19 protein-coding genes, 1 tRNA gene and 1 pseudogene are annotated in these 23,246 nt (G+C 66.7%); 9 read left to right on the top strand and 12 right to left on the bottom strand.

What is annotated here, in order from left to right; translation table 11 throughout:
* Positions 1-270: 270 nt before the first annotated feature.
* The 3 genes and pseudogenes from THSYN_RS37305 to THSYN_RS37300 form a co-directional block, all read left to right on the top strand.
* A pseudogene (locus THSYN_RS37305) lies at positions 271-372 on the top strand (hypothetical protein); the annotation flags it as partial.
* On the top strand, positions 336-1,028 hold the full coding sequence (locus THSYN_RS34880; protein ID WP_418219939.1) for a sigma 54-interacting transcriptional regulator: 693 nt from the start codon (positions 336-338) through the stop codon (positions 1,026-1,028). The pseudogene THSYN_RS37305 and the gene THSYN_RS34880, both read left to right, overlap by 37 nt.
* Before the next feature lie 141 nt (positions 1,029-1,169).
* The gene (locus tag THSYN_RS37300; protein WP_418219924.1) at positions 1,170-1,268 is read left to right on the top strand and encodes a helix-turn-helix domain-containing protein; all 99 of its coding nucleotides are present in this window, start codon (positions 1,170-1,172) and stop codon (positions 1,266-1,268) included.
* Between the two features lie 171 nt (positions 1,269-1,439).
* Here the strand turns inward: THSYN_RS37300 and THSYN_RS14255 are convergent.
* From THSYN_RS14255 to THSYN_RS14225, 7 genes are all read right to left on the bottom strand, one after another.
* Positions 1,440-1,524 (bottom strand) — tRNA-Leu (locus tag THSYN_RS14255).
* 86 nt (positions 1,525-1,610) lie between these two features.
* On the bottom strand, positions 1,611-2,501 hold the full coding sequence (locus THSYN_RS14250; RefSeq protein ID WP_100919726.1) for a phosphoribulokinase: 891 nt from the start codon (positions 2,499-2,501) through the stop codon (positions 1,611-1,613).
* Positions 2,502-2,919: 418 nt separating this feature from the next.
* On the bottom strand, positions 2,920-3,543 hold the full coding sequence (locus tag THSYN_RS14245; protein ID WP_100919725.1) for a PDDEXK nuclease domain-containing protein: 624 nt from the start codon (positions 3,541-3,543) through the stop codon (positions 2,920-2,922).
* 195 nt (positions 3,544-3,738) lie between these two features.
* Positions 3,739-4,035 (bottom strand): JAB domain-containing protein, encoded by a 297-nt coding sequence (locus THSYN_RS14240; RefSeq protein ID WP_100919724.1) that lies wholly within the window; start codon positions 4,033-4,035, stop codon positions 3,739-3,741.
* A 112-nt stretch (positions 4,036-4,147) separates the two neighbouring features.
* On the bottom strand, positions 4,148-4,480 hold the full coding sequence (locus THSYN_RS14235) for an STAS domain-containing protein (RefSeq protein WP_157817664.1): 333 nt from the start codon (positions 4,478-4,480) through the stop codon (positions 4,148-4,150).
* A gap of 484 nt (positions 4,481-4,964) precedes the next feature.
* Positions 4,965-8,129, bottom strand: a complete 3,165-nt coding sequence (locus THSYN_RS14230) for an efflux RND transporter permease subunit (RefSeq protein ID WP_100919722.1) — start codon at positions 8,127-8,129, stop codon at positions 4,965-4,967.
* Entirely contained in the window at positions 8,126-9,313 is a 1,188-nt protein-coding gene (locus THSYN_RS14225; protein WP_100919721.1) for an efflux RND transporter periplasmic adaptor subunit, read from the bottom strand. The genes THSYN_RS14230 and THSYN_RS14225 overlap by 4 nt, the downstream gene beginning before the upstream one ends.
* 464 nt (positions 9,314-9,777) lie before the next feature.
* Between THSYN_RS14225 and THSYN_RS14220 the strand changes: the two genes are divergently transcribed.
* From THSYN_RS14220 to kaiC, 4 genes are read left to right on the top strand one after another with little or no spacing between them, the layout of a single operon-like run.
* Complete coding sequence (locus THSYN_RS14220; RefSeq protein ID WP_100919720.1) at positions 9,778-12,330, top strand: putative bifunctional diguanylate cyclase/phosphodiesterase; 2,553 nt, start codon at positions 9,778-9,780, stop codon at positions 12,328-12,330.
* Entirely contained in the window at positions 12,315-13,262 is a 948-nt protein-coding gene (locus THSYN_RS14215) for a DNA-binding transcriptional response regulator (protein ID WP_157817663.1), read from the top strand. Before THSYN_RS14220 ends, THSYN_RS14215 begins: the two co-directional genes overlap by 16 nt.
* A gap of 53 nt (positions 13,263-13,315) precedes the next feature.
* Positions 13,316-13,621 (top strand): circadian clock protein KaiB, encoded by a 306-nt coding sequence (kaiB, locus tag THSYN_RS14210; RefSeq protein ID WP_216644788.1) that lies wholly within the window; start codon positions 13,316-13,318, stop codon positions 13,619-13,621.
* Positions 13,614-15,149 (top strand): circadian clock protein KaiC, encoded by a 1,536-nt coding sequence (gene kaiC / locus THSYN_RS14205; RefSeq protein WP_100919717.1) that lies wholly within the window; start codon positions 13,614-13,616, stop codon positions 15,147-15,149. The genes kaiB and kaiC overlap by 8 nt, the downstream gene beginning before the upstream one ends.
* A gap of 462 nt (positions 15,150-15,611) precedes the next feature.
* Here kaiC and THSYN_RS14200 read toward each other — a convergent pair whose 3' ends face one another.
* The 3 genes from THSYN_RS14200 to THSYN_RS14190 are packed head-to-tail and all read right to left on the bottom strand — an operon-like array spanning position 15,612 to position 19,002.
* Entirely contained in the window at positions 15,612-16,676 is a 1,065-nt protein-coding gene (locus tag THSYN_RS14200) for an HD domain-containing phosphohydrolase (protein WP_100919716.1), read from the bottom strand.
* A complete protein-coding gene (locus THSYN_RS35315; RefSeq protein WP_100919715.1) occupies positions 16,669-18,417 on the bottom strand; it encodes a PAS domain-containing sensor histidine kinase in 1,749 nt (582 codons plus the stop codon). Before THSYN_RS35315 ends, THSYN_RS14200 begins: the two co-directional genes overlap by 8 nt.
* A gap of 21 nt (positions 18,418-18,438) precedes the next feature.
* A complete protein-coding gene (locus THSYN_RS14190) occupies positions 18,439-19,002 on the bottom strand; it encodes a cytochrome b (protein WP_100919714.1) in 564 nt (187 codons plus the stop codon).
* A gap of 245 nt (positions 19,003-19,247) precedes the next feature.
* Between THSYN_RS14190 and THSYN_RS14185 the strand changes: the two genes are divergently transcribed.
* A complete protein-coding gene (locus THSYN_RS14185; RefSeq protein WP_100919713.1) occupies positions 19,248-21,101 on the top strand; it encodes a SulP family inorganic anion transporter in 1,854 nt (617 codons plus the stop codon).
* Positions 21,102-21,105: 4 nt separating this feature from the next.
* Here THSYN_RS14185 and THSYN_RS14180 read toward each other — a convergent pair whose 3' ends face one another.
* The gene (locus tag THSYN_RS14180; RefSeq protein ID WP_100919712.1) at positions 21,106-21,600 is read right to left on the bottom strand and encodes a hypothetical protein; all 495 of its coding nucleotides are present in this window, start codon (positions 21,598-21,600) and stop codon (positions 21,106-21,108) included.
* Between the two features lie 495 nt (positions 21,601-22,095).
* Here THSYN_RS14180 and THSYN_RS14175 point away from each other — a divergent pair, with 495 nt between their 5' ends.
* The gene (locus THSYN_RS14175) at positions 22,096-22,362 is read left to right on the top strand and encodes a GlsB/YeaQ/YmgE family stress response membrane protein (RefSeq protein ID WP_157817662.1); all 267 of its coding nucleotides are present in this window, start codon (positions 22,096-22,098) and stop codon (positions 22,360-22,362) included.
* Positions 22,363-22,469: 107 nt separating this feature from the next.
* On the opposite strand, the gene THSYN_RS14170 is transcribed toward THSYN_RS14175, so the two are convergent.
* The gene (locus THSYN_RS14170; protein ID WP_100919710.1) at positions 22,470-22,760 is read right to left on the bottom strand and encodes a sll1863 family stress response protein; all 291 of its coding nucleotides are present in this window, start codon (positions 22,758-22,760) and stop codon (positions 22,470-22,472) included.
* Between the last annotated feature and the right edge of the window lie 486 nt (positions 22,761-23,246).

Here is a 23,246-nt window from a genome sequence, read left to right as displayed (position 1 = left end):
ACCCTGAACCTGTCTTCCAGGGCGGGGTTCACCGCTACACAGGGACACGCCTGACCATGATCTCCCGTCGCGAACTGCTCGGCGCCCTCTTCGCCTTGGGTGCCGGTCGGGCTGTCCGTGTGGAGCCCGCGCCCGCCAAGGGCACGGGGGCAAGCGCCCCCCCTGCGCTTGGGCCTCACCCCCCTGGCAGACCTGAAAGGCGGGCTCTTCGCCTGGTCCGACCCGGACTCGAATTCCGGCTATGACATCCACCTGCCCGACTGCTCCGGGATGACGCTCTTCGAGCGCATCGGCCGGGAGGCGCACCGGACCCCGCCGTGCGTCTTCATCACCGGCTGCGGGAACATCGAGGACACGGTGCGGCTGCTGAAGCTCGGCGCCGCGGACTACCTGACCAAACCGCTGGACCCGACGGCGCTGGTGGACAAGCTGCGCATCCTGGTCCGGGAGACGGATCAGGCGCGGTCCCGGGAGACGCCCGACGCGGCGGCGGGGCCGGCGCCGGATGCGGGCGCGCGCGGGGCATCGCTGGGGATCTCGCCGGCCATGAGAAGGGCGCCTACACCGGCGCGGAGCGCCGCCGCGCCGGGGTCTTCGAGCGCGCGGGGATGGGCATCCTGTTCCTGGACGAGATCGGCGACATGCCGCTCGCCCTGCAATCGCGACTGCTGCGGGTGCTGCAATCGCGCAGCCTGACCCGGATCGGCGGCACCCAGAGCGTGAGCGTCCCGGCCCGTGTGGTCTGCGCGACGCACCAGGATCTGGGCGCCCTGGTACGGGCCGGCCGCTTCCGGGAGGACCTGTATTACCGGATCAGGGTCCTGGATCTGCGCCTGCCGCCACTGCGCGAGCGCCCGGAGGACGTCCTGTGGCTCGCGGAGCGCTTCGTTGCCGAGCATGGCCGGCGGTTCCCGCAGGAGCGCCGCACCCTGCACGGCGCCGACCGCGACCGGCTGCTGCGTTACCCCTGGCCGGGCAATGTGCGCGAACTGCACCACGCCCTGGAGCGCGCCTGCATCATGGGCTAGGGGGACGCGCTGGCCCTCGATCTGGAGTCGGCACTGGGACCCCCGGGGCCGGACCTGTCTCTGAGCGCTGGTCTCAAGGCCCAGGCCCAGTCGGGCGAACGCGCGGCGATCCTGGCCGAGCTCGCGGCGCAGGGCTATGCCATGGCGACCACCGCGGCGGCCTTGGGCGTCAGCCGCAAGACGCTGTGGCAGAAGATGAAGCGCTACGGCATTGCGCGCCCGCAACGGGCGGCCGATTGATCTGGTACACCCGGACGGAAATGCCCGGACCTTTGGAAAAAGCGTGTACCCGTAGGGTGCGCCGCGCGCACCGGGGCGCCGGCCCAGGCTCACGACGTTTCGTTCCACCGCAGCCTTGGAAGGTGCGCACGGCGCACCCTACGCCCTATAACTGCTCTTTCAGAGGCAAAATGGTGCGCGGAGGGGGACTCGAACCCCCACGGGTTGCCCCACTGGAACCTAAATCCAGGGCGTCTACCAATTCCGCCATCCGCGCTGAGAATGGACTTGGGTGTCGCCCGGTGATTCTACACCGGATCGGCGCCGCGGCGCCGCCGCGGTGGGCGCGGGCCGCGGGGCCGCTCAGTCCGCCACGGGTCCCAGTTGCCCGCGCCGTTTCATCAGGTTCACGATGCGCTCGGTCAGGATCAGCTCCAGCGCGTACATCATCTTGCCGCCGGGGATCACGAGCGTGTTGAAGCCGGTGATCCTGGTCCCGTCGATCAGGCCCTTGAGGTTGAGCTTGTACTCCACGCTGGGCTTGGGAGTCAGGAAGTGGATCATCACCAGACTCTGGTCGAAGGTCGGGATATTGTTGACACAGAAGGGGTTGGAGGTATCGGTCAGGGGGATGCGCTGGAAATTGATGTGGGTGGCGGAGAACTGGGGCAGGATGTAGTGCATGTAGTCGTACATGCGCCGGTAGATGGTGTACTGCACGTCCTCGTGGCTGTAGCCGCGCTCGCGGGTGTCGCGGTGGATCTTCTGCACCCACTCCAGATTGATGGTGGGACAGACGCCGATCAGCAGGTCCACCTCCTTGGACAGGTCGATTTCGCCCGCCACCACGCCGCCGTGCAGGCCCTCGTAGAACAGCAGGTCGGTGTCCTGCGGGAGCGGCTCCCAGGGGGTGAAGGTCCCGGGCTCGTGGCCGTAGCGCTGCGCCTCGTCCGCGTCGTGGACATAGTGCCGCCGCTCCCCGGTGCCGGAGCGGCTGTAGCTCTGGAACAGTTCCAACTGCTTGTCGAACAGATTGCCCTCGGGTCCGAAGTGGCTCAGGGTGCGGCCCTCGGCCTTCGCCTTGGCGAGTTCTTCCTTCATTTCCCGGCGGTTGTAGCGATGGAAGCTGTCGCCCTCGACCACCGCGGCGCGGGCGCCGATCCGATGGAAGATATGCTCCAGGGCATTCTTGACGGTACTGGTGCCGGCGCCGGACGATCCGGTCACGGCGACGATGGGGTGTTTGATCGACATCGGGCTCTACTCACAGGTCTTGCGGGGGCTGATCCTCCGAGGGGCGATTTTCGCCCCAGGGCAGCGCTATCGGCACAGGATACCGGGATTGGGGCGAGGACGGTGAACGACGCGGCGTTTTCCGCGTCAGGCCCGCGGTCCCGACCGGCTGAACACTCGGTGCTTGGGGGTGCGTGGCCCCTCCCCGCCTTGATCGTCGTTCCGGCCGGCAGCCACCTCTTGGAGTCCAAGGCTTCAGCCTTGGTCTTGTCCCTCCAAGGCTGAAGCCTTGGACTCCGACCCGGGGTGGCCGGAGCGATGATCAAGGCCCCCCTCCCCCAACGGGGGCCAAAGGCCACCACTGGCGAACCGAGCCATCGAGGAGGCCGTCGATCCCCCCATGCGCTCGGGCGGCATGACCACGAGCTTGTTCCCCGCACTATCGGCGATGTCGCTTAGATGACGGACGGTTCAGTGCGCGGGCGTGCGCGATGCTCTCCAACAGTTTACGTTCCAGCAACTCGCGGGGCGGCAGCTCGGTGAGGTAGCTGGCCACCCGGATCGACCCCTCGGCCAGCTCCAGCAGCTCGATCTGCTCCTCATTCTTGTCGGCGCAGAGGATCAGCCCGAGCGGCGGGTTCTCGCCGGGCTGGCGTTCGTAGCGGTCCAGCCAGCGCAGATAGATCTCCATCTGCCCCTTGTCGCGGGCATCGAAACGGCCCAGCTTGAGGTCGATGGCGACCAGCGCCCGCAACGCGCGGTGGAAGAACAGGAGATCGAGATAATAGTCGTCCGCGCCGATCGACATCCGTTTCTGGCGGGCGACGAAGGTGAAGCCCGAACCCAGCTCCAGCAGGAAGGTCTCAAGTTCCCGTAGGATCGAGGCTTCCAGAGCGGCCTCACTGAAATCTGCGGGCAGGTGCAGGAAGTCGAGGACGTAGGGGTCGCGGAATACCAGGTCGGGCGTGACCAGCCCCTCGTCACGCCGCGCATCAAGCGTCTGTGCGACCACGGCTGTGGGCTGTTTGGCGATAGCCGTGCGCTCAAACAGCAGCCCGTCCATTTTGGCCTTGAGCGTGCGCGTGCTCCAGCGCTCGATGCGACAGAGCTCAGTCTAGAAACTCCGCTTCAACTGATCCTCGATCGCTATCAGTTCCCGCAGGTGGGTCCAGCTCAATTGTGGCCGCACTGCGGCCACAATCTCGGCGTCCGGAAACACCTCGGTTAAGTGGACCTTTACGATTCACCTTGTTGCCGTTCATGTTGAGCACGCCCTTGTCGGCGACGAGTTCGTTGAACTCGCCACCTCGCCACCCATCGACTGGGCCATGCGGATCGCCTCACCTGCAGCGTGGTGACGCAGGGCGGCATCGCTGAACAGGCGCGGGTACACGGGGGCACTGGCGATGCTGCCCTCGTGGAGCGGCAGCGCCCGCAGCACCTGGTTCTCGTGGGTCAGCAGCAACTCAAGGACCTCGTGGTCCTCGAACGCCCCGAGACCGCTTGCGTTGAAGCGGTCCCGGAGTCGCTGCCGGTGGCCTTCCAGGTAGGACATGGGGCGGGGTGGTAGCTCAGCGCTCGTCGGTCGCTGCGGATGATCCACTCCAGCGCCGACCGGGCGCGCCCAATCGTCAACCTCCGCGATCGTGAAATTGCCTCTGGCGCGATCAGGCCGCGCCGGCGGCCGCCAGGTGTCGACGCGATGGGTAGGAGGCATCGCCCTGGATCAGGGACAGTTGCCGCCGGACCTCGGGCTGATCACCCAGGACCACCACGGTGGCGCCGACCTGGTGCAGGTCCCGGCTCAGCATCCGCAGGAGCGCGATCCCGGAATCGAAGACCCGATCGACCCGGGTCAGGTCCATGATGCAGGTCTTGAGCCGGCTTTGGAGTTGGGGCACGACCCCGCACACCGCGTGGGTGACGGTAAGATCGAGGTTGCCGTCGAAGGACAGGTCGAGCAGGGCCTCCTCCGGGACGAACGAGACGTTCATGGGCATGGTAATCATCCTCCGGTATTTCGCCGCGGGACCGATTTGCAAGGGTCCGCGGCGCTATTATTGTGTTCCGGGCTCGACCGGGGCCGCGGCGGGCGGGACAAGGGCGAGTTCGGGGCGGAGTCGGGCGACTCACTGGCGCGCGCGCCGGGGTCAGGCAGGTCATACATTGCCTGTCGGAAAGAACCCCAACGTGCAGTACCAATCATAGCCCCTGTTCGACCGCTCGTCCTGCAACATCGGCAGAAATTCGGCGAGCACTGATCCCAGCCCGGCGCCGGGCCGGCGGTTCCTGGCCCCCCGGCGGGCCGGTCGCGTCAACCCAAAAAGAGTATTTGGCCGCAAATAAACGCAAATAAGCGCAAATAAATCTGCTGGTTAGCATCGTCGTGGGCGTCACCCGGTCGGTAAACATGCAGTAAAGGCCAAGTCTCTGATTATTTGCGTCCATTAGCGTTCATTTGCGGCTAAACCGCTTTTTCTGGGGTCAAAGGCCCGGCGGGTGCCCGGCGCCCTCTGGTTGACCGGCACTGCGGGCAGCCGCGGCGGGCTGGCCGTGGACCAGTTCCCGCAGGCGCTGGAAGACGACATAGAGCATGGGGATGAGGAAGATGCCGAGGATGGACGCGGCCAACATGCCGCCGAACACGGCGGTACCCACGGCCCGCTGGCTGGCCTGACCGGCACCATCGGCAATGACCAGCGGGATCAGGCCGAGGATGAAGGCGAAGCTGGTCATGAGGACGGCGCGAATACGCAGGCGGGCGGCGGTGGTGGCGGCCTCCAGGATGGATTTGCCGTGGCGGCGCTGTTCCATGGCGAATTCGACGATGAGAATGGCATTCTTGCTCGCCAGTCCGATCAATACCACCAGGCCCACCTGGGCATAGAGGTCATTGGGCAGGCCGGTGAGGCGCAGGGCGATCATGGCGCCCAGCACGCCGACGATGACCGAGAGCAGCACCGCCGCCGGCATCGACCAACTCTCATAGAGCCCGACCAGGAAGAGATAGGCGAAAAGCACCGCGAGCCCCAGCACGGCAGTGGTCTTGCCCCCCGCCTCCAACTCCTGGAAGGCGGTGCCGGTCCACTCATAGCCGAAGCCGCTCGGCAGGGTGGTGGCGGAGAGGCTCGCCATCGCCGCCAGGGCCTCGCCGGTGGAGCGCCCGGGGGCCGGTCCGCCCTGAATGGTGACACTGCGGTAGTTGTTGTAGCGCTGGATCAACTGGGGTCCCAGGATCAGTTTGGGTGTCATCAGGGCGCGGATCGGGACCATATCCCCCTGGCTGTTGCGCACATGGATACGATAGACGTCATCGAAGCGGTTGCGGTCACTCGTGTCGCCCTGGATATTGACCTGCCAGATGCGTCCGAATTTATTGAAATCGTTGACATAGTAGCCGCCGAGCGTGGCCTGCAGGGCGGTGAAGAGGTCGCTGATCGTAACGCCTAGGGTCTGCGCCTTCTCGCGGTCGATGTCGAGGAAGACCTGGGGGTTGTTGGTCGCCCAGGTCGAGAAGACGCCTTGCAGGCGCTGGTCCTGATTGGCGGCCAGGACCAGGGCGCGCATCGCCGCCGACAGTTCCTCCGGGGTGCGGCCCTGCAGGTCCTGGAGCTTGTACTCGAACCCGCTGCCGGTGCCGAGCCCGATGATCGGCGGGAGGTTGAAGGGGATGATCATGGCGGCGGCGATGGCGTTGGTCTGGGCGCGAATGCGCGCGATGGCCGCGTCCACCGTCAGGTCCGGCGTGGTGCGCTCGGCGAATGGCTTGAGCCGCCCGATGGCAAAGGCGCTGTTGGACTGCACCACGCCGTCCATGATGCTGAAGCCGGGGATGGCGAGCACATGGGCCACCGCGGGGTCGGCCGCGATGATGGTCTCGACCTGTTTGACCACCTCGAGCGTCCGGTTGAGCGAGGCCCCCTGCGGGAGTTGGATCTCGGCCATGAAGGCGCCCTGGTCCTCGACCGGCAGAAAACCCGTGGGCGTGGTCTTGAACAGCCAGCCGGTCGCAAGGCCGATCCCGATGATCAGTACCACCACCAGCATCGCAATGCGTACCAGGCGCGTAACGATGCCGGCATAACCATCGCGCACCGCGTCGATCCCGTTCATCATCCGCCCCATGAGGCCGCGCCGCTGGTGGCCCGGTTTGAGCAGCACCGCGCACAGGGCCGGCGACAGGGTGAGCGCATTGACCGCCGAGATCAGCATAGAGAAGGCAACCACCGCGGCGAACTGCTGGAAGAGCTGCCCGGTGATGCCGGGGATGAAGGCGACCGGCAGAAAGACCGAGAGCAGCACCAGCGTGATGGCGAGGATGGGCCCGGTGATCTGCCCCATCGCCTTCTTGGCCGCCTCCCGCGGCGGCAGTTGGTCCTCTTCCATGATGCGCTCGACGTTCTCCACCACCACGATGGCGTCGTCCACCACGATCCCGATGGCGAGCACCACCGCGAGCAGTGACACCGTATTGGCCGAAAAGCCGATGGCGAGCAGCCCGGCGAAGGTGCCCACCAGGGCCACCGGCACCGCGACCAACGGAATCAGGGTGGCGCGCCAACTGCCCAGGAAGAGAAAGACCACGATGATCACCAGCACGAAGGCCTCCAGGAGGGTGTGGATCACCTTCTCCAGGCTCGCATTGACGAACTCGGTGGTGTCATAGACGACCGCATAGGTGAGGCCGTCCGGGAACCGCTCCGCCAGGCGCACCATCGCTTTGTCGATCGCCTGCGCCACCTTCACGGCATTGGCCCCGGGGGCGAGATAGATGGCCACGCTGGCGCAGGGCGCCCCGTCCAGTCGGCTGGTGGAGTCGGACTGTTTGGAACCCAACTCGACCCGGCCCAAATCCTTCACCCGCACGGTGGAACCGTCCGGGTTGGCACGCACCACGATGGACTCGAACTCCTTGACCTCCGAGAGCCGCCCCTTGGTCTGGAGCGTGATCTGGAACTGGGCGTCGTTGGACATGGGCTGGGCGCCGATGCGCCCGACCGCCGCCTGGATGTTCTGGCTCTTGATCGCCGCCATGACGTCCGTCGGCGTGATCCCGAGCGCGGTCAGGCGCGCGGAGTCCAGCCAGATGCGCATGCTGTAATCGAGCGCACCGAACTGGTTGACCCGGCCCACCCCGGGCACCCGGGCCAGGGTGTCGACCACATTGATGGTGGCGTAGTTGCTCAGAAAGAGGCTGTCATAGGTCCCCTTGGGGGAGTAAAGAGAGACCACCTGGAGCATCGCGGTGGACTGCTTCTGCACCGTGAGCCCGGTGCGCTTGAGCTCCTCCGGGAGCTGGGGCAAGGCCAGGTTCACCCGATTCTGGACGTTGACGGTATTCAGATCCGGGTCCGTGCCCAGGGCGAAGGTGACGTTGAGCGAATAGCTGCCGTCATTGCCGCTGGTCGAGCCCATATAGAGCATATTGTCGACGCCGTTGACCTTGGACTCCACCGGCTGGGCCACGGTGGACTCCACCACCGCGGCGCTGGCCCCCGGGTAGGCGCCGGTCACCGTCACCTGGGGCGGGACTATGTCGGGGAGCTGGGCGACCGGGATGGCGCCGATACTGATGATACCGGCGAGCAGGATGACGACCGAGATGACGATCGAGAGGCGCGGGCGGTCGATGAAGACGTCCGAGATCATGGCGCCACCAGGCCCGCGGGCGCTTGGGTCGCACTCTGGGCCGGGGCCGCGGTCACCAGGATGCCGGGCCGGACCTTCTGGAGACCCTCGGTGATCACGAGCTCGCCCGCGCTCAGGCCCGCGCGCACCACCACGTCGGCGCCCACCGAGGGGCCGGTCTGGATACGGCGCAGTTGCGCCTTCTGGTCCGCGGCGACGATCAGCACGAAGGTCCCCTGTTGGTCCAACTGCAGGGCCGACTGCGGCACCAGAATCGCCAGCGTCGGGGTATCGTCCTGGACCAGGACCCCGACATACTGGCCGTCCACCAGGATGCCCTTGGGGTTGGGGAAGACCGCGCGCAGGGTCACGCTGTCGGTGCCCCGGTCGGTGGTGACGTCGATGAAATTGAGTTTGCCCTGATGCTCATAGAGCGAGTCGTCGGAAAGCCGCGCCAGTACCACGACCTTCGACGGGTCCCCGCCCCCCGCCTCGATATCGCGGCGCGCCTGCAGGAGTTCGCGCTGGGTCACGGGGAACTTCACGTCGATCGGGTTGCTGCTCACGATGGTGGCGAGGGTACCGCTGGCGGGCCCCACCAGGGTGCCCACACTATATTTGGCGAGCCCGATACGCCCGGCGACGGGGGCGATGATGCGCGTGTAGTTGAGATCCAGTTTGGCCGCGTCCAGGGCCGCCTGGGCCTGGGCGATACCGGCCTTGGCGATGGACTGGGCCGCCTGGAGTTTATCCACCTCGGACTGGGCGATATTCTTCTGCTTGACCAACTCCATACCGCGGGCCAACTGGGCGCGGGCGTTCTGCTCGTCGGCCACCGCCTTGGTCAGGTCCGCCTCGCGCTGGGTCACCACCGCCTGATACTGCTCGGGCTCGATCACAAAGAGCAGTTCACCAACCTTGACGTCCTGCCCCTCGGAGAATTTGCGCTCCTTCAGGAACCCCTGCACCCGAGCCTGGAGGTCCACGCGGTCCACCGCCACCACCCGACCGATAAACTGGACCTGCTCTTCCACCGGGGCCTGTTTGGCCGCGACCACCACCACCGCCGGGGGGGCGGCCGCCGGGGCCGCGGGCATGGTGTCCGACCCGCAACCTTGGAGCAGGCCCAAGGCACCCGCGCAGGCCAGCGCGAGGACGGGAAGCCGGTAGCGGTGCGAGCCGGTGGGGAGGGGGCGATGCGGCATGGGTGGCGTCCGTGGGTGGTGGGGTCCGGGTGATTCTAACGCCCGCCCCGATCCGACGCGACCGCCGACCGCCGACCGCCGGTGTCGAACCTGTGACGGCGGACACACGCCATGAGCCCGCGCCGGCCTAGACTTCAAGCAGGTTGAGCGGTGCCTGGTGTCCCCTCCACCGGTGCGGCCCGACCTGCCCGAAACCCCCGTTGCCTCCCCCCGGCATCGGGGGTCTTTTATTGTGCAGGATCGAGCGGCCAGGGTCCGTGCTAAAACCGGGAGAAATCGGCTACCATTGAGAGGTGGACAACCGTACTGCGCGTCGGCGGACGCACCCGCCATGCACGCATTTTTTTGCTCGAACCGGCCGCCTAGCCGCACCCATATCATGCGGCGTCGGCACCCCTTCAACCCTGTCGCGACGCGGGTCAGACCCATGGTCCCTACACCCTGCAAGACCCGCGCAGACCACCATGGCTGAGGCGATTCCGTCGCGCGACCTGGGACCGACCCGGTCCCTGGCGCGGACCCTGCTGTTGACCTTGACCCTGGCCGTGCTCTGCGCGCCCGCGGCGGCGCTGGGCGCGGCGCGCCCTGATCAGGCCGCCGCGGGAGAGGCCCCGCAGGCGCCGACGCACGGGACGATCCCGACCTCCGGCCAGCCGGTGGACCGGTCCCTCGCCCCGTCGGGACTGCCGCCCGGCACGAGCGCCGCACCACGCGCGGCGCGCTCGCACGCCCTGGCCCTCGTCGCCCTGCTGATAGTCGGGCTCGTGCTGGGCTGGCGGCTGCGCGGCGCCCACCGGGCGACCCCGACCGCAGTCGGTCAGGCAGCACCCACGGCGGCCCCCGGTACCGCCCTGGAGGCCCAGCGGGGGACCCTGCGCGCGGTCGCCGACACCGCCCTGGACGGGGTCTTTCTGACCGACGACCGGGGGCGGATCGCCTATGCCAACCCCGCGGCGGAACACCTGCTCGGCTATCCCCCCGGCACCCTGATCGGGCGCGACGCCCACGCCACCCTGGCGCCGCCGGAGCTCCAGGAGCGCTGTCGGCGGGGCCTGGAGAGTTTCGCCCGGGACGGCCGCGGGGAGGTGCTCGGTAAGACCGTCACCCAGACCGCCCTGCGCTACGACGGCAGCCGGGTTGCCGTGGAACTGTCGGTACTGCCGCTGTGGCTGGACCAGTCCTGGCACGCCATCGCACTGATGCGCGACCATACCGAGCGCACGGCGATGGCGCGCGACCTGGACGAGACCCGCCAGAATTTCCACAGCCTGATCCAAGACAACCGCACCGGCATCCTGATCCTGGACGCCCTGGGCAGTATCCGGTTCGCCAATCGGGCGGCCGAGACGCTGTTGGACGCGGCGCCGGGCGGCCTCATCGGGCAGCCGTTCGGCATCCCCGTTACCCAGGACTCCGCTGATATCAGTCAGACCGAGATCCGCATCGTGCGCCACGACGGCAGCGCCGGGGTAGCCGCCATGGGGGTCACGGAGACGCGCTGGCAGGGACAGTCCGCCTTTCTGGTCATGCTCCATGACGTCACCGAGCGCAAGGTCGAGGAGACCCGCATCCAGCGCCTCGCCTTCGAGGACCGCCTGACGGGCCTCGCCAACCGCGACCTGTTCTTCGACCGCCTCGCGCATGCACGCACCCTCGCCATCCGGGAACACAAGGGCCTGGCGGTCTTGTTCATGGACCTGGATCATTTCAAGGAGATCAACGACACCCTGGGCCACGAGATGGGCGATGCCGTGCTGCGCGCGGTGGCCGAGCGCCTGCAGGCCCTGCCGCGCACCTCCGATACGGTGGCCCGCTGGGGCGGGGACGAGTTCACGGCCGTGTTCTACGATGTGGCCGACCAACAGGGCGCGGAGCGGGTCGGGCGGCGCTTGCTGGATTCATTCCTGCTGCCCTTCAACCCGCAGGGACACGAACTCTATGTGACCCCGAGCATCGGCATCAGCCTGTTTCAGGGAGGGACACTGGACGCGGACGAACTGGTGCGCCGCGCCGACTCCGCCATGTACGAGGCCAAACGCGAGGGCGGCAACGCCTTCCGGGTCTTCGACCGCGATACCGCACAGGTCGCCGAATCCCGGCTGCAGATCGAGCGGGACCTGCGCAAGGCACTGCTCCACTCCGAGTTGGTGCTGCACTATCAGCCCCAGGTGGCGCTCGATTCCGGGCGCTGCGTTGGCTTCGAGGCCCTGCTGCGCTGGGAGCGCCCGGGGTGCGGACGCGTCGGTCCGGCCGATTTCCTGCCCCTGCTGGAGAGCACCGGACTGATCGTCGATGTCGGGCGCTGGGTGATCGACCAGGCGTGCCGCCAGTTGCGTGAGTGGTTGGACACTGGGGCCGAGCCCTTCACCCTGGCGGTTAACCTCTCGCCGATCCAGTCCGCCCAGGGGGACCTGTTCGCCTTGGTCGCTTCCGCCCTGGATCTCTACCGGGTCCCGCCCTGGCGGCTGGTGCTGGAGATCGCCGAGGGCGCCCTGTTCGCCTATACCAACCGCGCGCCCACGCTGCTGCAACGCTTCGCCGACCTGGGGGTGGCACTGCATGTGGACGACTTCGGGACCGGCTATTCCTCGCTGCCGGCGCTGCGGCGTCTGCCGATCGCGGCCATCAAGATCGACGGGCGCTTTATCCACGACCTGGTCGGCGACGCCGGCAATGCCGCCCTGGTCAGCGCGATCCTGACCCTGGCCCACGGCAACGGCAAACAGGTGATCGCCGAGGGGGTGGAGACGGCGGCCGCCGCCGCGGCCTTGCGCGACATGGGCTGCGACCTGGCCCAGGGCTACTTCTTCGGCCGGCCGATGGCCGCGCAGGAACTCCCGCGGTGGCTGGCGCGGCACGCCGATCGCGCTGCCGGGCAACCCGGGGGCGATGATCATGACGCCTGGGCCGACGCGCCCGCCGCGCGATCGGGTATCCTTGCCGCTGCACCGACCGACGCGACCCCGCGCAACTCGGATCAGCCTCCTTCACCGACCCCCGAGTGCCCCGCACCATGACCGAGTTGGAGACCGCGCCGGCCGCCGCGCTGCCGCCGTCGGCGTGCTGCCCTGGCGGCCTGGTCGACCCGGGCCTCGCCGTCCTGCTGATCGCGGCCGATCCGGCTCGCGGCCGCGCGCTCGGGCGGCTCTTGGATGGCCCCGGCGGCGGCTTGCTCCGGTTGACCCTGGCCGCGAGCCTGGCCGCCGGGCGCGAGTGCCTGGCCGCCGGGCCGTTCGACTGCATCCTGCTGAGCCTGGAGCCGCCGGCGCAGCAATGGGCGCCGACCCTGGTCGAGTTGCGCGCCCTGGCGCCGGACCTGCCGATCCTGGTCTGCGGCGCCAGTGAGGACGAGTCCCTGGGCCGCACCCTGATCGCGGCGGGCGCCGAGGATTACCTGTCCCCGGCCGACCAGGACGCCCGACAACTCGCCCGCGCCCTGCGCCACGCGGTGGAGCGCCACCGGCTGCGCGGCCAGCAGCGGCGCCGGGCGGAGGCCGCGGACCTGGTCGACCAGCGCGAGAGCGAGCAGCGCGGGGTCGGGCGCCTGCTCTCGCAAACCGGGCGGGCCGGGGAGACGGCGCGCCTTTACGGGGCGGCGAACCTGCGCGACAGCGACCCCGGGCTGTTCGAGGAATTGCTGACGGACTACCAGGGCCTGATCGAACAAACCGCCGCCGGCCAGGTCTTCCGCCTGCGACCGGGGGAGGAGCGCAGCGCCCGCCCCCTGGCCGAACGGCTGGGGTTCATGGGGGCCGGGCCGCGCGACGTGATTGAGTTGCACACCGAAGCCCTGCGGCGCCTCAGCCAACGCATCAGCCCGACGCAGGAGCGCCACATCGCCCTGGAGGGCCGCATCGTCGTCCTGGAACTCATGGGCTATCTGGCGGGCTACTATCGCCGCTATTATCTGAGCCGCATGTCGCTCAGCGCCGAACCGCAACCAGGCTGACCCCAGGTCAATCATGGGCGCCATCATCGCCACACACGATCGGATCGCACCGCATCATGGGTAAGTACCTCTTGAGGCTCTATATCACCGGCCGGACGCCCCAGGGCAACCGGGCCATCGCCAACCTGCAGCGCATCTGCCAGACGGAACTGGCGGGGCGCTACGAGATGGAGGTCATCGACGTGATCGAGGACCCCCAGGCGGCCGAGGACGCGCGCATCATCGCCACCCCGACCCTGATCAAGGCCCTGCCCCCGCCGCTGCGGCGCATCATCGGAGACCTCTCGAACAAAGACAAGGTACTGGTCGGTCTGGACCTCAGCGGTCCGGACGATCTGGTTGGAGACCATCATGACTGAACCCGGCAAGCTTCCCTCCGTCACCAAGCTGGCCACCGGCATCGACGGCTTCGACCACATCGGCCTGGGCGGCATCCCCGCCGGCCGCACCACCCTGGTGGCCGGCACCGCCGGGAGCGCCAAGACCATCTTCGCCGCCCAGTTCCTGGCCGAGGGCATCCGCCAATTCGACCAGTCCGGGGTCTTCGTCACCTTCGAGGAGTCCGGCGCGGACATCCGCGCCAACGTCGGCTCGCTCGGCTGGGACGTCGCCGCCTGGGAGGCGGCCGGCAAGTGGACCTTTGTCGATGCCGCCCCCCAGCCGGGGGACGAGGTGGTGGTGAGCGGGGCCTTCGACCTGGGCGCGCTGGTGGTCCGGGTGGAGGCGGCGGTGCGCCGGGTCGGGGCCACGCGGGTGGCCATCGACTCACTGGGGGCCGTGTTCTCCCGCTTCGAGAACGAGGTCATCGTCCGCGCCGAGCTGTTCCGGCTCGCCTCCGCGCTCAAGGCCATGGGCGTCACCTCGGTGATGACGGCCGAGCGCACCCATGAATACGGCGAGATCAGCCGCCACGGGGTGGAGGAATTCGTCACCGACAACGTGCTGATCCTGCGCAACGTCCTGGAGGGCGAGAAGCGCCGCCGCACCATGGAGGTCCTGAAGTTCCGCGGCACCGTCCACCAGAAGGGCGAGTACCCCTTCACCATCATGCCCGACCAGGGCATCGTGGTGATCCCGCTCTCCGCCATCGAGTTGGACCAGCGCTCCTCCTATACGCGCATCACCTCCGGCAATGTCGAACTCGACGCCATGTGCGGGGGCGGCTTCTTCCGCGATTCGGTCATCCTGGTATCCGGGGCCACCGGCTGCGGCAAGACCCTGACCTCCACCGAATTCATCGCCGGGGGCGTGGCCCAGGGCGAGCGCTCACTGCTGATGGCGTTTGAGGAGAGTCGCGACCAATTGAGCCGCAATGCCTCCGGCTGGGGCCGCGACTTCGACCGCTACGAGCGCGAAGGCCTGCTGCGGGTGGTCGCCGTCTATCCGGAGGCCGCCGGGCTGGAAGACCATTTGATCCGCATCAAGCGCGAGATCGAGTCGTTCAAACCCAACCGGGTCGCGGTGGACAGCCTCTCCGCCCTGGAGCGGGTCAGCTCCATCAAGGGCTTTCGCGAGTTCGTGATCAGCCTCACGAGCTTCATCAAGCACCAGGAGATCGCCGGCCTCTTCACCGCCACCACCAGCAGCCTGATGGGCGGCGAGTCGGTCACCGAAACCCACATCTCCACCATCACCGACGCCATCATCCTGTTGCGCTATGTGGAGATGTTCGGCGAGATGAAGCGCGGCCTGACGGTGCTCAAGATGCGCGGCTCCGCCCACGACAAGGACATCCGCGCCTTCACCATCGACGGCGCCGGCATGCATATCGGCGCCCCCTTCCGCAACGTCACCGGCATCCTCGCCGGCCACCCGCGCCACGTCCCCCCCGCCGAAATCGAACGCCTGGGGCAACTGTTCACCAACGAGGGACCGCTCGGGGTCTGAATCTGAATGGCGCCCCGATGACACAGTTGCAATGCCACGTTAGCCGCGACGCGACCGCGCAAGCCGCCCTGGCCCCGTCGCGGCTGAAGCCGCTCCCACGCGCGCCTTTCATCCGGGTTCTTCCGGGTTCCGCCTGGTATGGGAGCGTTTCGGCCAGCCGGCTGGCCGCGTCAGTCGCTGTTTTCATGTGGTCGCGTGATTAACTTAGCGCCATTCCGGCCCGGCCCCTTTTGTCCTCCAAAAGGATTCTGCAAGATGCCCCAAATATTGGGAATGGCTGCGAACAGTCAGCGCCGAAACACAGCAAAGATTGGTGCTGATAGACCAGCGGTCGGGAGTCGTGTCGCCGGCGATGAGTTGACGCACCGACCAGCGGTCGGCGGTGCAGACGGTTCTTCACCGGGCCTTGAGGATCATTAGCGAGTCCGGCCATGAGCGGCATCGGCAGGTCCATCAACACCGCTATGTGGTGCATTCCTCGAAAATGTCGCCGAATACCTGCTGGTGCTGCGTAAACGCCGCCAGAATCGCCGGATCGAAATGTTCGGGCTGGATGCGGTTATCGCCCCGAATGATGATCTCGCACGCCTGGTGATGATCGAAGGCGGGCTTATAGGGTCGCTTGCTGCGCAGGGCGTCGTAGATGTCACAGATATTCATGATGCGCGCCGCCAGTGGAATCGCCTCACCACGCGTGCCGTGCGGATAACCACCGCCGTCCCACCGCTCGTGGTGACTGCGTGCGATCTCGGCACCCATCCTGAGATAGGGCGAGGTCCCCTGGCCGAGGATCCGAGCGCCCATCGTGGTGTGCCGCTTCATGATCTCCCACTCGTCCGGCGTCAAGGCGCCCGGCTTGAGCAGGAGCTGGTCGGGGATACCGATCTTGCCGATGTCGTGCATCGGGCTGGCGAAAAAAATCAGGTCGACGAACTCTTTATCCAGGCCGAGCTGCACGGCGAGCGCGCGGCTGTAATGACTGATGCGCTGCACATGGGAACCGAGGTCCTCGTCCTTGTGCTCGGCCGCGCGCGTCATCGTGAAGATGGTCTCCAGATAGCTGTCCTTCAGGGCCCTGGTGCGGTCCGCAACGCGTTGCTCCAGAATGCCGTTGAAATCACGTAACTCCTTGTGCATCAAGTGCATTTCCAGTTGGTTGTGGACGCGCGCCAGCACCTCGGGCAATTCAAATGGCTTGCTGATGAAATCGCGCGCGCCGGCCTTGAGCGCCCGCAGCTTGTGCCCCGGTTGAGCACTGATGACCAGCACCGGCAGATAGCCGTCCGGCTCGATCTCCTTGAGCCCTTCCATCACCTGGAATCCGTCCATATCCGGCATCAGCAGATCGAGCACGATGAGGTCGTAGCGGTGCCGGCGATGAAGCGAACAGACCGCGCCCGGGTCCATGGTCGAACTGACGCAGCGATACTTGGCCGAGCCCAGTATGCGTGCCAGCAACTTGACATTCACTTCCAGATCGTCAACGATCAAAATGCGTGCGTCAAGAATTGCAGTTTGGTCAATCATAATATCCAGCAATCCCCTCGATTGGCACGTCGTCGCCCTCTTTTGAATCTTCCGTCGCCGGCTGCGGCAGCGTCAGCGGTTCATCGGTCGCGACGAGTTCAAACCAAAATACGCTGCCCACCCCGACGGTGCTGTCCACGCCGACGACGCCCCCCATCAGTTCGACCAGCCGCTTGGCCAGCACCAGCCCGATGCCGGTACCTTCCTTACCGCTCTTCTCCTGGCCGAGACGATTGAACGGTTGGAAGATCTGTGTCAGTTGCTCCGGCGACAATCCCGCGCCGCTGTCCGTGACGCTCACGCGGATGCGTCCCGCGGTGCTCGCGGCACAGTCCACCTCGATCGTCCCCGGCTGGCTGTTATATTTAACCGCGTTCGACAACAGGTTGATGAGCACCTGCTTGACCCTGGTGCGGTCGGCACGCACCCACTGGGGTGTGCTGATCCGCTGCCTGGTCACCCGGATGCCCTGCTGTTGCGCCTGCGGTTCGATCATGTCGCAGCATTCGCCTGCAATTTCGGTCAGGGGCACCGCCGTCAGCGTCAGCGGCGTCCGACCGGACTCCACCTTCCCGAGATCGAGGATGTCGTTGATCAGGGTCAGCAAGTGCCAACCCGCCTGCACGATCTGGGTGATGCTATCCTGCTGCGTGGGGGTCGGCGGGGGGGCCTCGAACTCCAGTAGTTGGGCGAATCCAAGGATCGCATTGAGCGGGCTGCGCAGTTCATGGCTCATCGTGGAAATGAATTCAGTCTTGGCGCGGTTAGCTCGATCCGCCGCGGTCCTGGCGGCCTCCAGGTCGCAGGTGCGGGTCTCAACCAGTTCCTCCAGGTGGTGGCGATGTCGATCCAGTTCATCGGCGCTGCGCTTCGCGTCGGTGATATCCTCGTAGACCCCCAGGATGCCGATGACCTGATGGTCTTCATCACGCATCGGCACCTTGGAGGTGCGCAGCCAGATCAGGTCACCGTCCGGCGTCGTCTGCGGCTCCTCGTAATTCAGCCTGGGACGGCCGGAGTCCATCACCGCCTGATCGTCGGCGCGATATAATTCAGCCTGATCTGCCCACGCCAGGTCGAGGTCGGTCCTGCCGCTCAGAGCGTCCGGGTCGGCGCACCCGGCATCGTTCGCAAACAATTTGTTACAGCCAAGATAGCACGACTGCCGATCCTTCCAGAAGACGCGGGCCGGCACATTGTCCAAGACGGACTGGAACAGTTCGTTGGATTTTTGCAGCGCGATCTCCGCCTGCTTGCGCTTGTTGGTGATGTCGGTATGCGCGACGACCACGCCGGCGCCGGCGCATCCCAGCGGGGTGACACTCATGCTGAACCAGCGCTGTCGGTGCGGTGAATGGCAGGGCAGTTCCATCTGGAAGTCGGCGATCTGGCCGGTCAGCACCGCCCGGATGCCGTTGCCGGCACCGACCGCGGCCTCATTGGATTGCGCGTCGGCGTCGGCCACGGCACAGCAGACCGCCAGGTAATTGGCGCCGACGCCGGTTCCCGCGGCCGGCTGGGCGGGCTCGCTGCCGTTCTCCAGCGCGACCCGCTGCCAGGGTTGGTTGACCGCCAGGATGACCCCGTTACCGTCCAGTACGGCGATCTCGGCGCTGACCGAGTCCAGGATCAGGCGATTGAAGGCCAGGCCCTCACGCGCAATCCGTTGCGCGGCGGTCGCCGGGTCCTCGACCGGCCTGGGATCGCTGGGCGGTCGTTGCGCCCCGCCTTGATCACGCATCGGGTTGGTGATCAATGCAGGCTAAACCGTCCGGTCGCTCGCCCCCCAGGGCAGCATCCGCGTCAAGGCCCCGTCGTGCTTGTAGTACTGGTGCCAGAGGGCCGCGGCGACGTGCAGTGCGATCACCGCGTAAAAGAAGACTTCCATTGGCTCACCGTGGAAGATGTGCATGGCGTCGTTGAGCCAGGGGAGTTCGCCGGTCACCGACGGGATCTGGATGCCGAAGAAGTCGCTCATCCGCGGCTTGGAGGCGGCGCGCAGGTAGCCGAAGATCGGGACCAGGAGCGTCGCGAGATTGAGCAGCCCGTGGGTCAGCGTGGCGGTGATCAGGGTCCACTGGGCGCCGGGCAGCGGTGCCGGCTGGGGGCTCAGGCGGGTCCAGACGATGCGGGCGATCACGATCAGAAACAGCAGGATGCCGAGCGACATGTGCAGGTTCAGCCACTCCAGGCGCTCCGGGGTGTCCTTGAGGGCGCCCGCGCGCAGCTTGTCGGTGACCACGAGGCCGATCATCAGGGCCACCACCGACCAGTGAAAGAGTTGGGAGAGCAGGTTGTAGCGTTGCAGGGAGGGGTTTGCGTTCATGGGTTCAGGGTCTCCGCGGGTTGACAAGTCCCCCTATGATCGCACAGGAATCGGCATGAAAGCTGGAATCTGAAGGGGGAATATATTAGCATATCGTTAAAGACTCATTGAGTGCGGCCTGTCCCACTGCCTCGCACTGCTCGGGCGACACCCCTGCCGGGCGCCGGGCGCCGGATGATGGGGATCGGCTCGCTTGACCCGCCCCGCGTCAGCGGGGGACCGACAGACCCGCCAGAGGTATCACGATGTCTTCCCGTCCGGCCCCGGGCGCCCTGCCCGCCCACCACGCCAAGCCGCCCGGTCTGCCGCCCTGGCTGCTGATCCTGTTCCCCTTTCTGCGCTGGTGGAAGCGGGTCGACCGACACACCCTCAGGTTCGACCTGATCGCCGGTCTCACCGGCGCCGTGGTGGTGCTGCCCCAGGGTGTAGCCTTCGCGACCATCGCCGGGATGCCGCCGGAATACGGGCTCTACGCCGGCATGGTCCCGGCCGTCATCGCCGCCCTCTGGGGGTCCTCCTGGCACCTGGTCTCGGGTCCGACCACGGCGGCCTCCATCGTGCTCTTCTCCACGCTCAGCGTCTTCGCCGAGCCCGGCACGGCCGACTATGTGCGCCTGGCGCTGACCCTGACCTTCATGGTCGGCATCCTGGAACTGGCCATGGGGCTCGCACGGCTCGGAACCCTGGTCAACTTCATCTCGCACTCGGTGGTGGTCGGCTTCACCGCCGGGGCGGCCTTCCTGATCGCCGGCAACCAGGTGAAGAACTTCTTCGGACTGGACATCGCCCGCGGCCTGGGACTGCACGAGGTCGTCGGGACCCTGCTGCTGAATGTCGAGCATGTGAATCCATTCGTGACCGGGGTCGCGGTGGCGACCCTGGCGCTGGGCCTGGCCGTGCGGCAGTTCTTCCCCAGGTTCCCGTACATGATCGCGGCCATGGTCGGCGGCAGCCTGATCGCCTACGGCCTGAATCAGGTGCTGGGCGTGCAGACCACCGGCATCAGCACCGTGGGCGCCCTGCCGTCCGGGCTGCCGCCCCTGTCCATGCCCGACTTCTCGCTGGACACCATCCGCCAGCTCGCCCCGGCAGCCCTGGCGGTGAGCCTCTTCGCCCTGACCGAGGCGGTCTCCATCGCCCGCTCACTGGGCTCGCGCGCCCACCAGCACATCGACGGCAATCAGGAGTTCATCGGCCAGGGGCTGTCCAACATCGGCGGCGCCTTCTTCTCCGGCTATGTGGCCACCGGGTCCTTCAACCGCAGCGGGCTCAACTACCAGGCCGGGGCCAAGACGCCGCTGGCGGCGGTCCTGGCCGGGGCCTTCCTGGTCGGGGTGGTGGTGCTGGTCGCCCCCATGGCCGCCTATCTGCCCAACGCCGCCATGGCGGCCATCCTGTTCCTGGTCGCCTGGGGACTGATCGATTTTCACGCCGTGCGCAACATCCTGCGCACCAGCCGCTCGGAGACGACGGTGCTGGGAGTGACCTTCTTCAGCACCCTGTTTCTCCAGTTGGAATTCGCCATCCTGGCCGGGGTGCTCCTGTCGCTCGGGCTCTATCTGAATCGCACCTCGCGCCCCAAGCTGATCTCCCGGGTGCCGGACCCACGCACCCCGGGGCGCGACTTCGTGACCGACCCGGCCCTGCCGGAGTGCCCCCAGATCAAGATCGCACGGCTCGACGGTTCACTCTTCTTCGGCGCGGTCAACTTTGTCGCCGAGACCCTGCACCGCCTGGAGGAGGCACGCCCCGCGCAACGCCACCTGATCATCTCCGCCACCGGCATCAACTTCATCGACGTGGCCGGGGCCGAATTCCTGGTGGAGCAGGCGACACGCCGCCGCGCCGAGGGGGGCGGGCTCTATCTGATCCGGCTCAAGCCCGGGGTCTGCGAGCCGCTCAACCGAGGCGGTTATATCGACGCGATCGGACGGGAAAATCTGTTCAAAGGCAAGACCGAGGCCATCGCCACGGTGGTCGCGCGCCTCGATCCGGAGACCTGCCGCACCTGTACCGCGCGCATCTTCCGCGAGTGCGCCGGGCGGCCCGGGGCAGCCACTGAGACCGCCGCCGGGACCGAACGCCTGGCGGCGGACTGAGACATCAGACCGGGCGACGACGGGTGACCCGCAGGCCCGTCAGGCCCAGGGCCATGAGGGCCATGAGGGCCAAGACCCCGGGGACCGGGACGTCGGTGGTTTCGATGAAGTCGATACCGGCGTCCCAGTTGGCAGCCGTGCTGCTGAAGACCGCCTTGACGCTGTTCACGCTCGTGAACACGCTGGGATCGCTGAAGCTCAAGAACGGGAAGAAGCCGCCGCCCTGGGAGAGGTTCGGGAAGGTTCGGGCCACTGTCGACGTCACCAGATCATCGACGACGTCGAAGATGATCGTCAGGTTGTGGTCGATGGGATTCAGGAAGGCCACGTAGATTCCCAAGGCGCCGCCGTCGGTGAAGTCGAGGTCTTGGATCCCGGACCACTGCAGGGTGACGATGCCGGTCGCGTTGCCCTCGTTGCCGATCACCAGGGTCGACGGATTGAGCGTATTGCTCGCGCTGCTTGTCGCGCCCTGGGGCCCATTGCCATCGGCCGTCATTGGGATTGCTCAGTTGGGTTGGGTTGGGTTGGGTTGGATTATGTAAATGCGCTCGGCGCGCCGGCTGCACCCGGTGGGGTGCGCCGCGACTCCGTGGAGCCCCGGGCACCGGTGACCCGGGTGCCTTGCCCGCCGCCGGTGCGAACGAGGGATGATGATCCCGATTGCTCCAGCGGCAGGCTAACCGCCTGCCGCGCGGGACTCGGTGCGGCGAGACACATAGGTAGCCAGGTTTCCGGGCGCCGATCCCGGTGGGTTGCACCAGGGGTCCCGGCTTCTCGCCCGGCGCAGGCCCGGCCTGCCGTGCGGTACCGAACAGAGGCAGCGCGATGGGTGGGCTAAACTTCAGTAGGGTGCCCCTGCCAGTGAGACGCCGTCACGGCGGCGGTGGGGCCAGTCTCATCGCCGGCGGCATGACCGCGTGCCGACCAGGCGCATCACACCTTGTCCAGCAGTCCCTCATCGGACTCCCTGCAACCTTCGGAGCTTCCCGTTATGTTCTCTACAACAATCCTGATCTGGATGCTGATCGGCGCCTTTGCCGGACTGGTCACCCGCAAGCTGATCGGCGGAAACCCGCCCTTCGGAACCATCGGGGATGTGCTCCTCGGCATGGCCGGGGGCGCCGTGGGCGGTATCCTGCTCGCCCTGATCGGGGATCTGGCCAACTTCGTGTGGCTGGTCGGCAGTATCGTCACCGCGCTGCTCGGGGCCGTGCTGGTGATCTGGCTCGCCAGCTTCCTCAAGCACAAACCTGCTTGAGCACGACGGCGGGTTATTGACGCCCCGCCTCTACCCTCACGGCGACCGGAGTTCAGACTCCGACCGCGCGTTCCGGGACGGCGCCCACCGCGGCGGGCGCCGGCCGCTTAGGCCTTGTAGTGCGCTTGAAAAGCCTGCACCGAGTCCTTGAACGCCGCCCAGGCCTTTTCCGATTCGGCCTTCACCTGCTCCCAGGCGCTTTCGCCGGCCTCCCGCATCTCGACCAGCTTCTGCTCGCCCTCTTCGCGCTTGACGCGCAGCGCGGCGAGTTGCTCGGCGTATTTCATCTTGGCATCCTCCCTGACGTCATTCGCCTTCGCCTCGAGTGCGTCGATCTCCGCGCTCCATGAGTCGAGTTGGGATTTCATCTTCGCAATATAGTCGTCTTTGGTCGACATGCTGATATCTCCGGTGGTTGATCGGTCATCCGGCCGCTGGCCGGGTTGGGGTTGGTCCGCTCAGTCTCCAAGCGAGGAAACGAGCGACTGCGGGCAAGGCTTCCTGCCTTTCATCTAATCCTGCAATCCACAGATGGACACAGATGAACACAGATGCTATTTGAAATGTCAAGCGCTTATCGCTATTGTCATCATCACCGGCAAGGTGAGTCCCTGACCAGGCGTAAGTCAATTTATTAATCTGTATTCATCTGTGTTCATCTGTGGATAACTGCTCTTTCTGAGGTCAGGAGCAGTCTGTCAGAAGGCACAAGCCAGGTCTGTTCGTTGCCGCACTGATGCCCAATAGCGCCGATGAATGGAGCGACGGCCCCGGGTCGTCGGCGATGCGACAGGCACCTTGACACTTGACGACCGGACCCAAGGTCGTGCCGGGTATCTCACTGGATGAAGGGAGGCCGCCGGATGTCAGGCCCAGCCCCCCGG

Source organism: Candidatus Thiodictyon syntrophicum, assembly GCF_002813775.1.
GTDB lineage: Bacteria > Pseudomonadota > Gammaproteobacteria > Chromatiales > Chromatiaceae > Thiodictyon > Thiodictyon syntrophicum.
The sequence above is the reverse complement of the archived record's forward strand: the minus strand, read 5'-3'. Positions and strand labels throughout refer to the sequence as shown.

Coding starts and splice junctions, on each gene's coding strand:
- THSYN_RS37300 (WP_418219924.1), top strand. CDS start 1,170: ATGGCGACCACCGCGGCGGCCTTGGGCGTCAGCCGCAAGACGCTGTGG.
- THSYN_RS14250 (WP_100919726.1), bottom strand. CDS start 2,501: ATGTCGATCAAACACCCCATCGTCGCCGTGACCGGATCGTCCGGCGCC.
- THSYN_RS14245 (WP_100919725.1), bottom strand. CDS start 3,543: ATGGACGGGCTGCTGTTTGAGCGCACGGCTATCGCCAAACAGCCCACA.
- THSYN_RS14240 (WP_100919724.1), bottom strand. CDS start 4,035: ATGTCCTACCTGGAAGGCCACCGGCAGCGACTCCGGGACCGCTTCAAC.
- THSYN_RS14235 (WP_157817664.1), bottom strand. CDS start 4,480: ATGCCCATGAACGTCTCGTTCGTCCCGGAGGAGGCCCTGCTCGACCTG.
- THSYN_RS14230 (WP_100919722.1), bottom strand. CDS start 8,129: ATGATCTCGGACGTCTTCATCGACCGCCCGCGCCTCTCGATCGTCATC.
- THSYN_RS14225 (WP_100919721.1), bottom strand. CDS start 9,313: ATGCCGCATCGCCCCCTCCCCACCGGCTCGCACCGCTACCGGCTTCCC.
- THSYN_RS14220 (WP_100919720.1), top strand. CDS start 9,778: ATGGCTGAGGCGATTCCGTCGCGCGACCTGGGACCGACCCGGTCCCTG.
- kaiC (WP_100919717.1), top strand. CDS start 13,614: ATGACTGAACCCGGCAAGCTTCCCTCCGTCACCAAGCTGGCCACCGGC.
- THSYN_RS14200 (WP_100919716.1), bottom strand. CDS start 16,676: ATGATTGACCAAACTGCAATTCTTGACGCACGCATTTTGATCGTTGAC.
- THSYN_RS35315 (WP_100919715.1), bottom strand. CDS start 18,417: ATGCGTGATCAAGGCGGGGCGCAACGACCGCCCAGCGATCCCAGGCCG.
- THSYN_RS14190 (WP_100919714.1), bottom strand. CDS start 19,002: ATGAACGCAAACCCCTCCCTGCAACGCTACAACCTGCTCTCCCAACTC.
- THSYN_RS14185 (WP_100919713.1), top strand. CDS start 19,248: ATGTCTTCCCGTCCGGCCCCGGGCGCCCTGCCCGCCCACCACGCCAAG.
- THSYN_RS14180 (WP_100919712.1), bottom strand. CDS start 21,600: ATGACGGCCGATGGCAATGGGCCCCAGGGCGCGACAAGCAGCGCGAGC.
- THSYN_RS14175 (WP_157817662.1), top strand. CDS start 22,096: ATGTTCTCTACAACAATCCTGATCTGGATGCTGATCGGCGCCTTTGCC.
- THSYN_RS14170 (WP_100919710.1), bottom strand. CDS start 22,760: ATGTCGACCAAAGACGACTATATTGCGAAGATGAAATCCCAACTCGAC.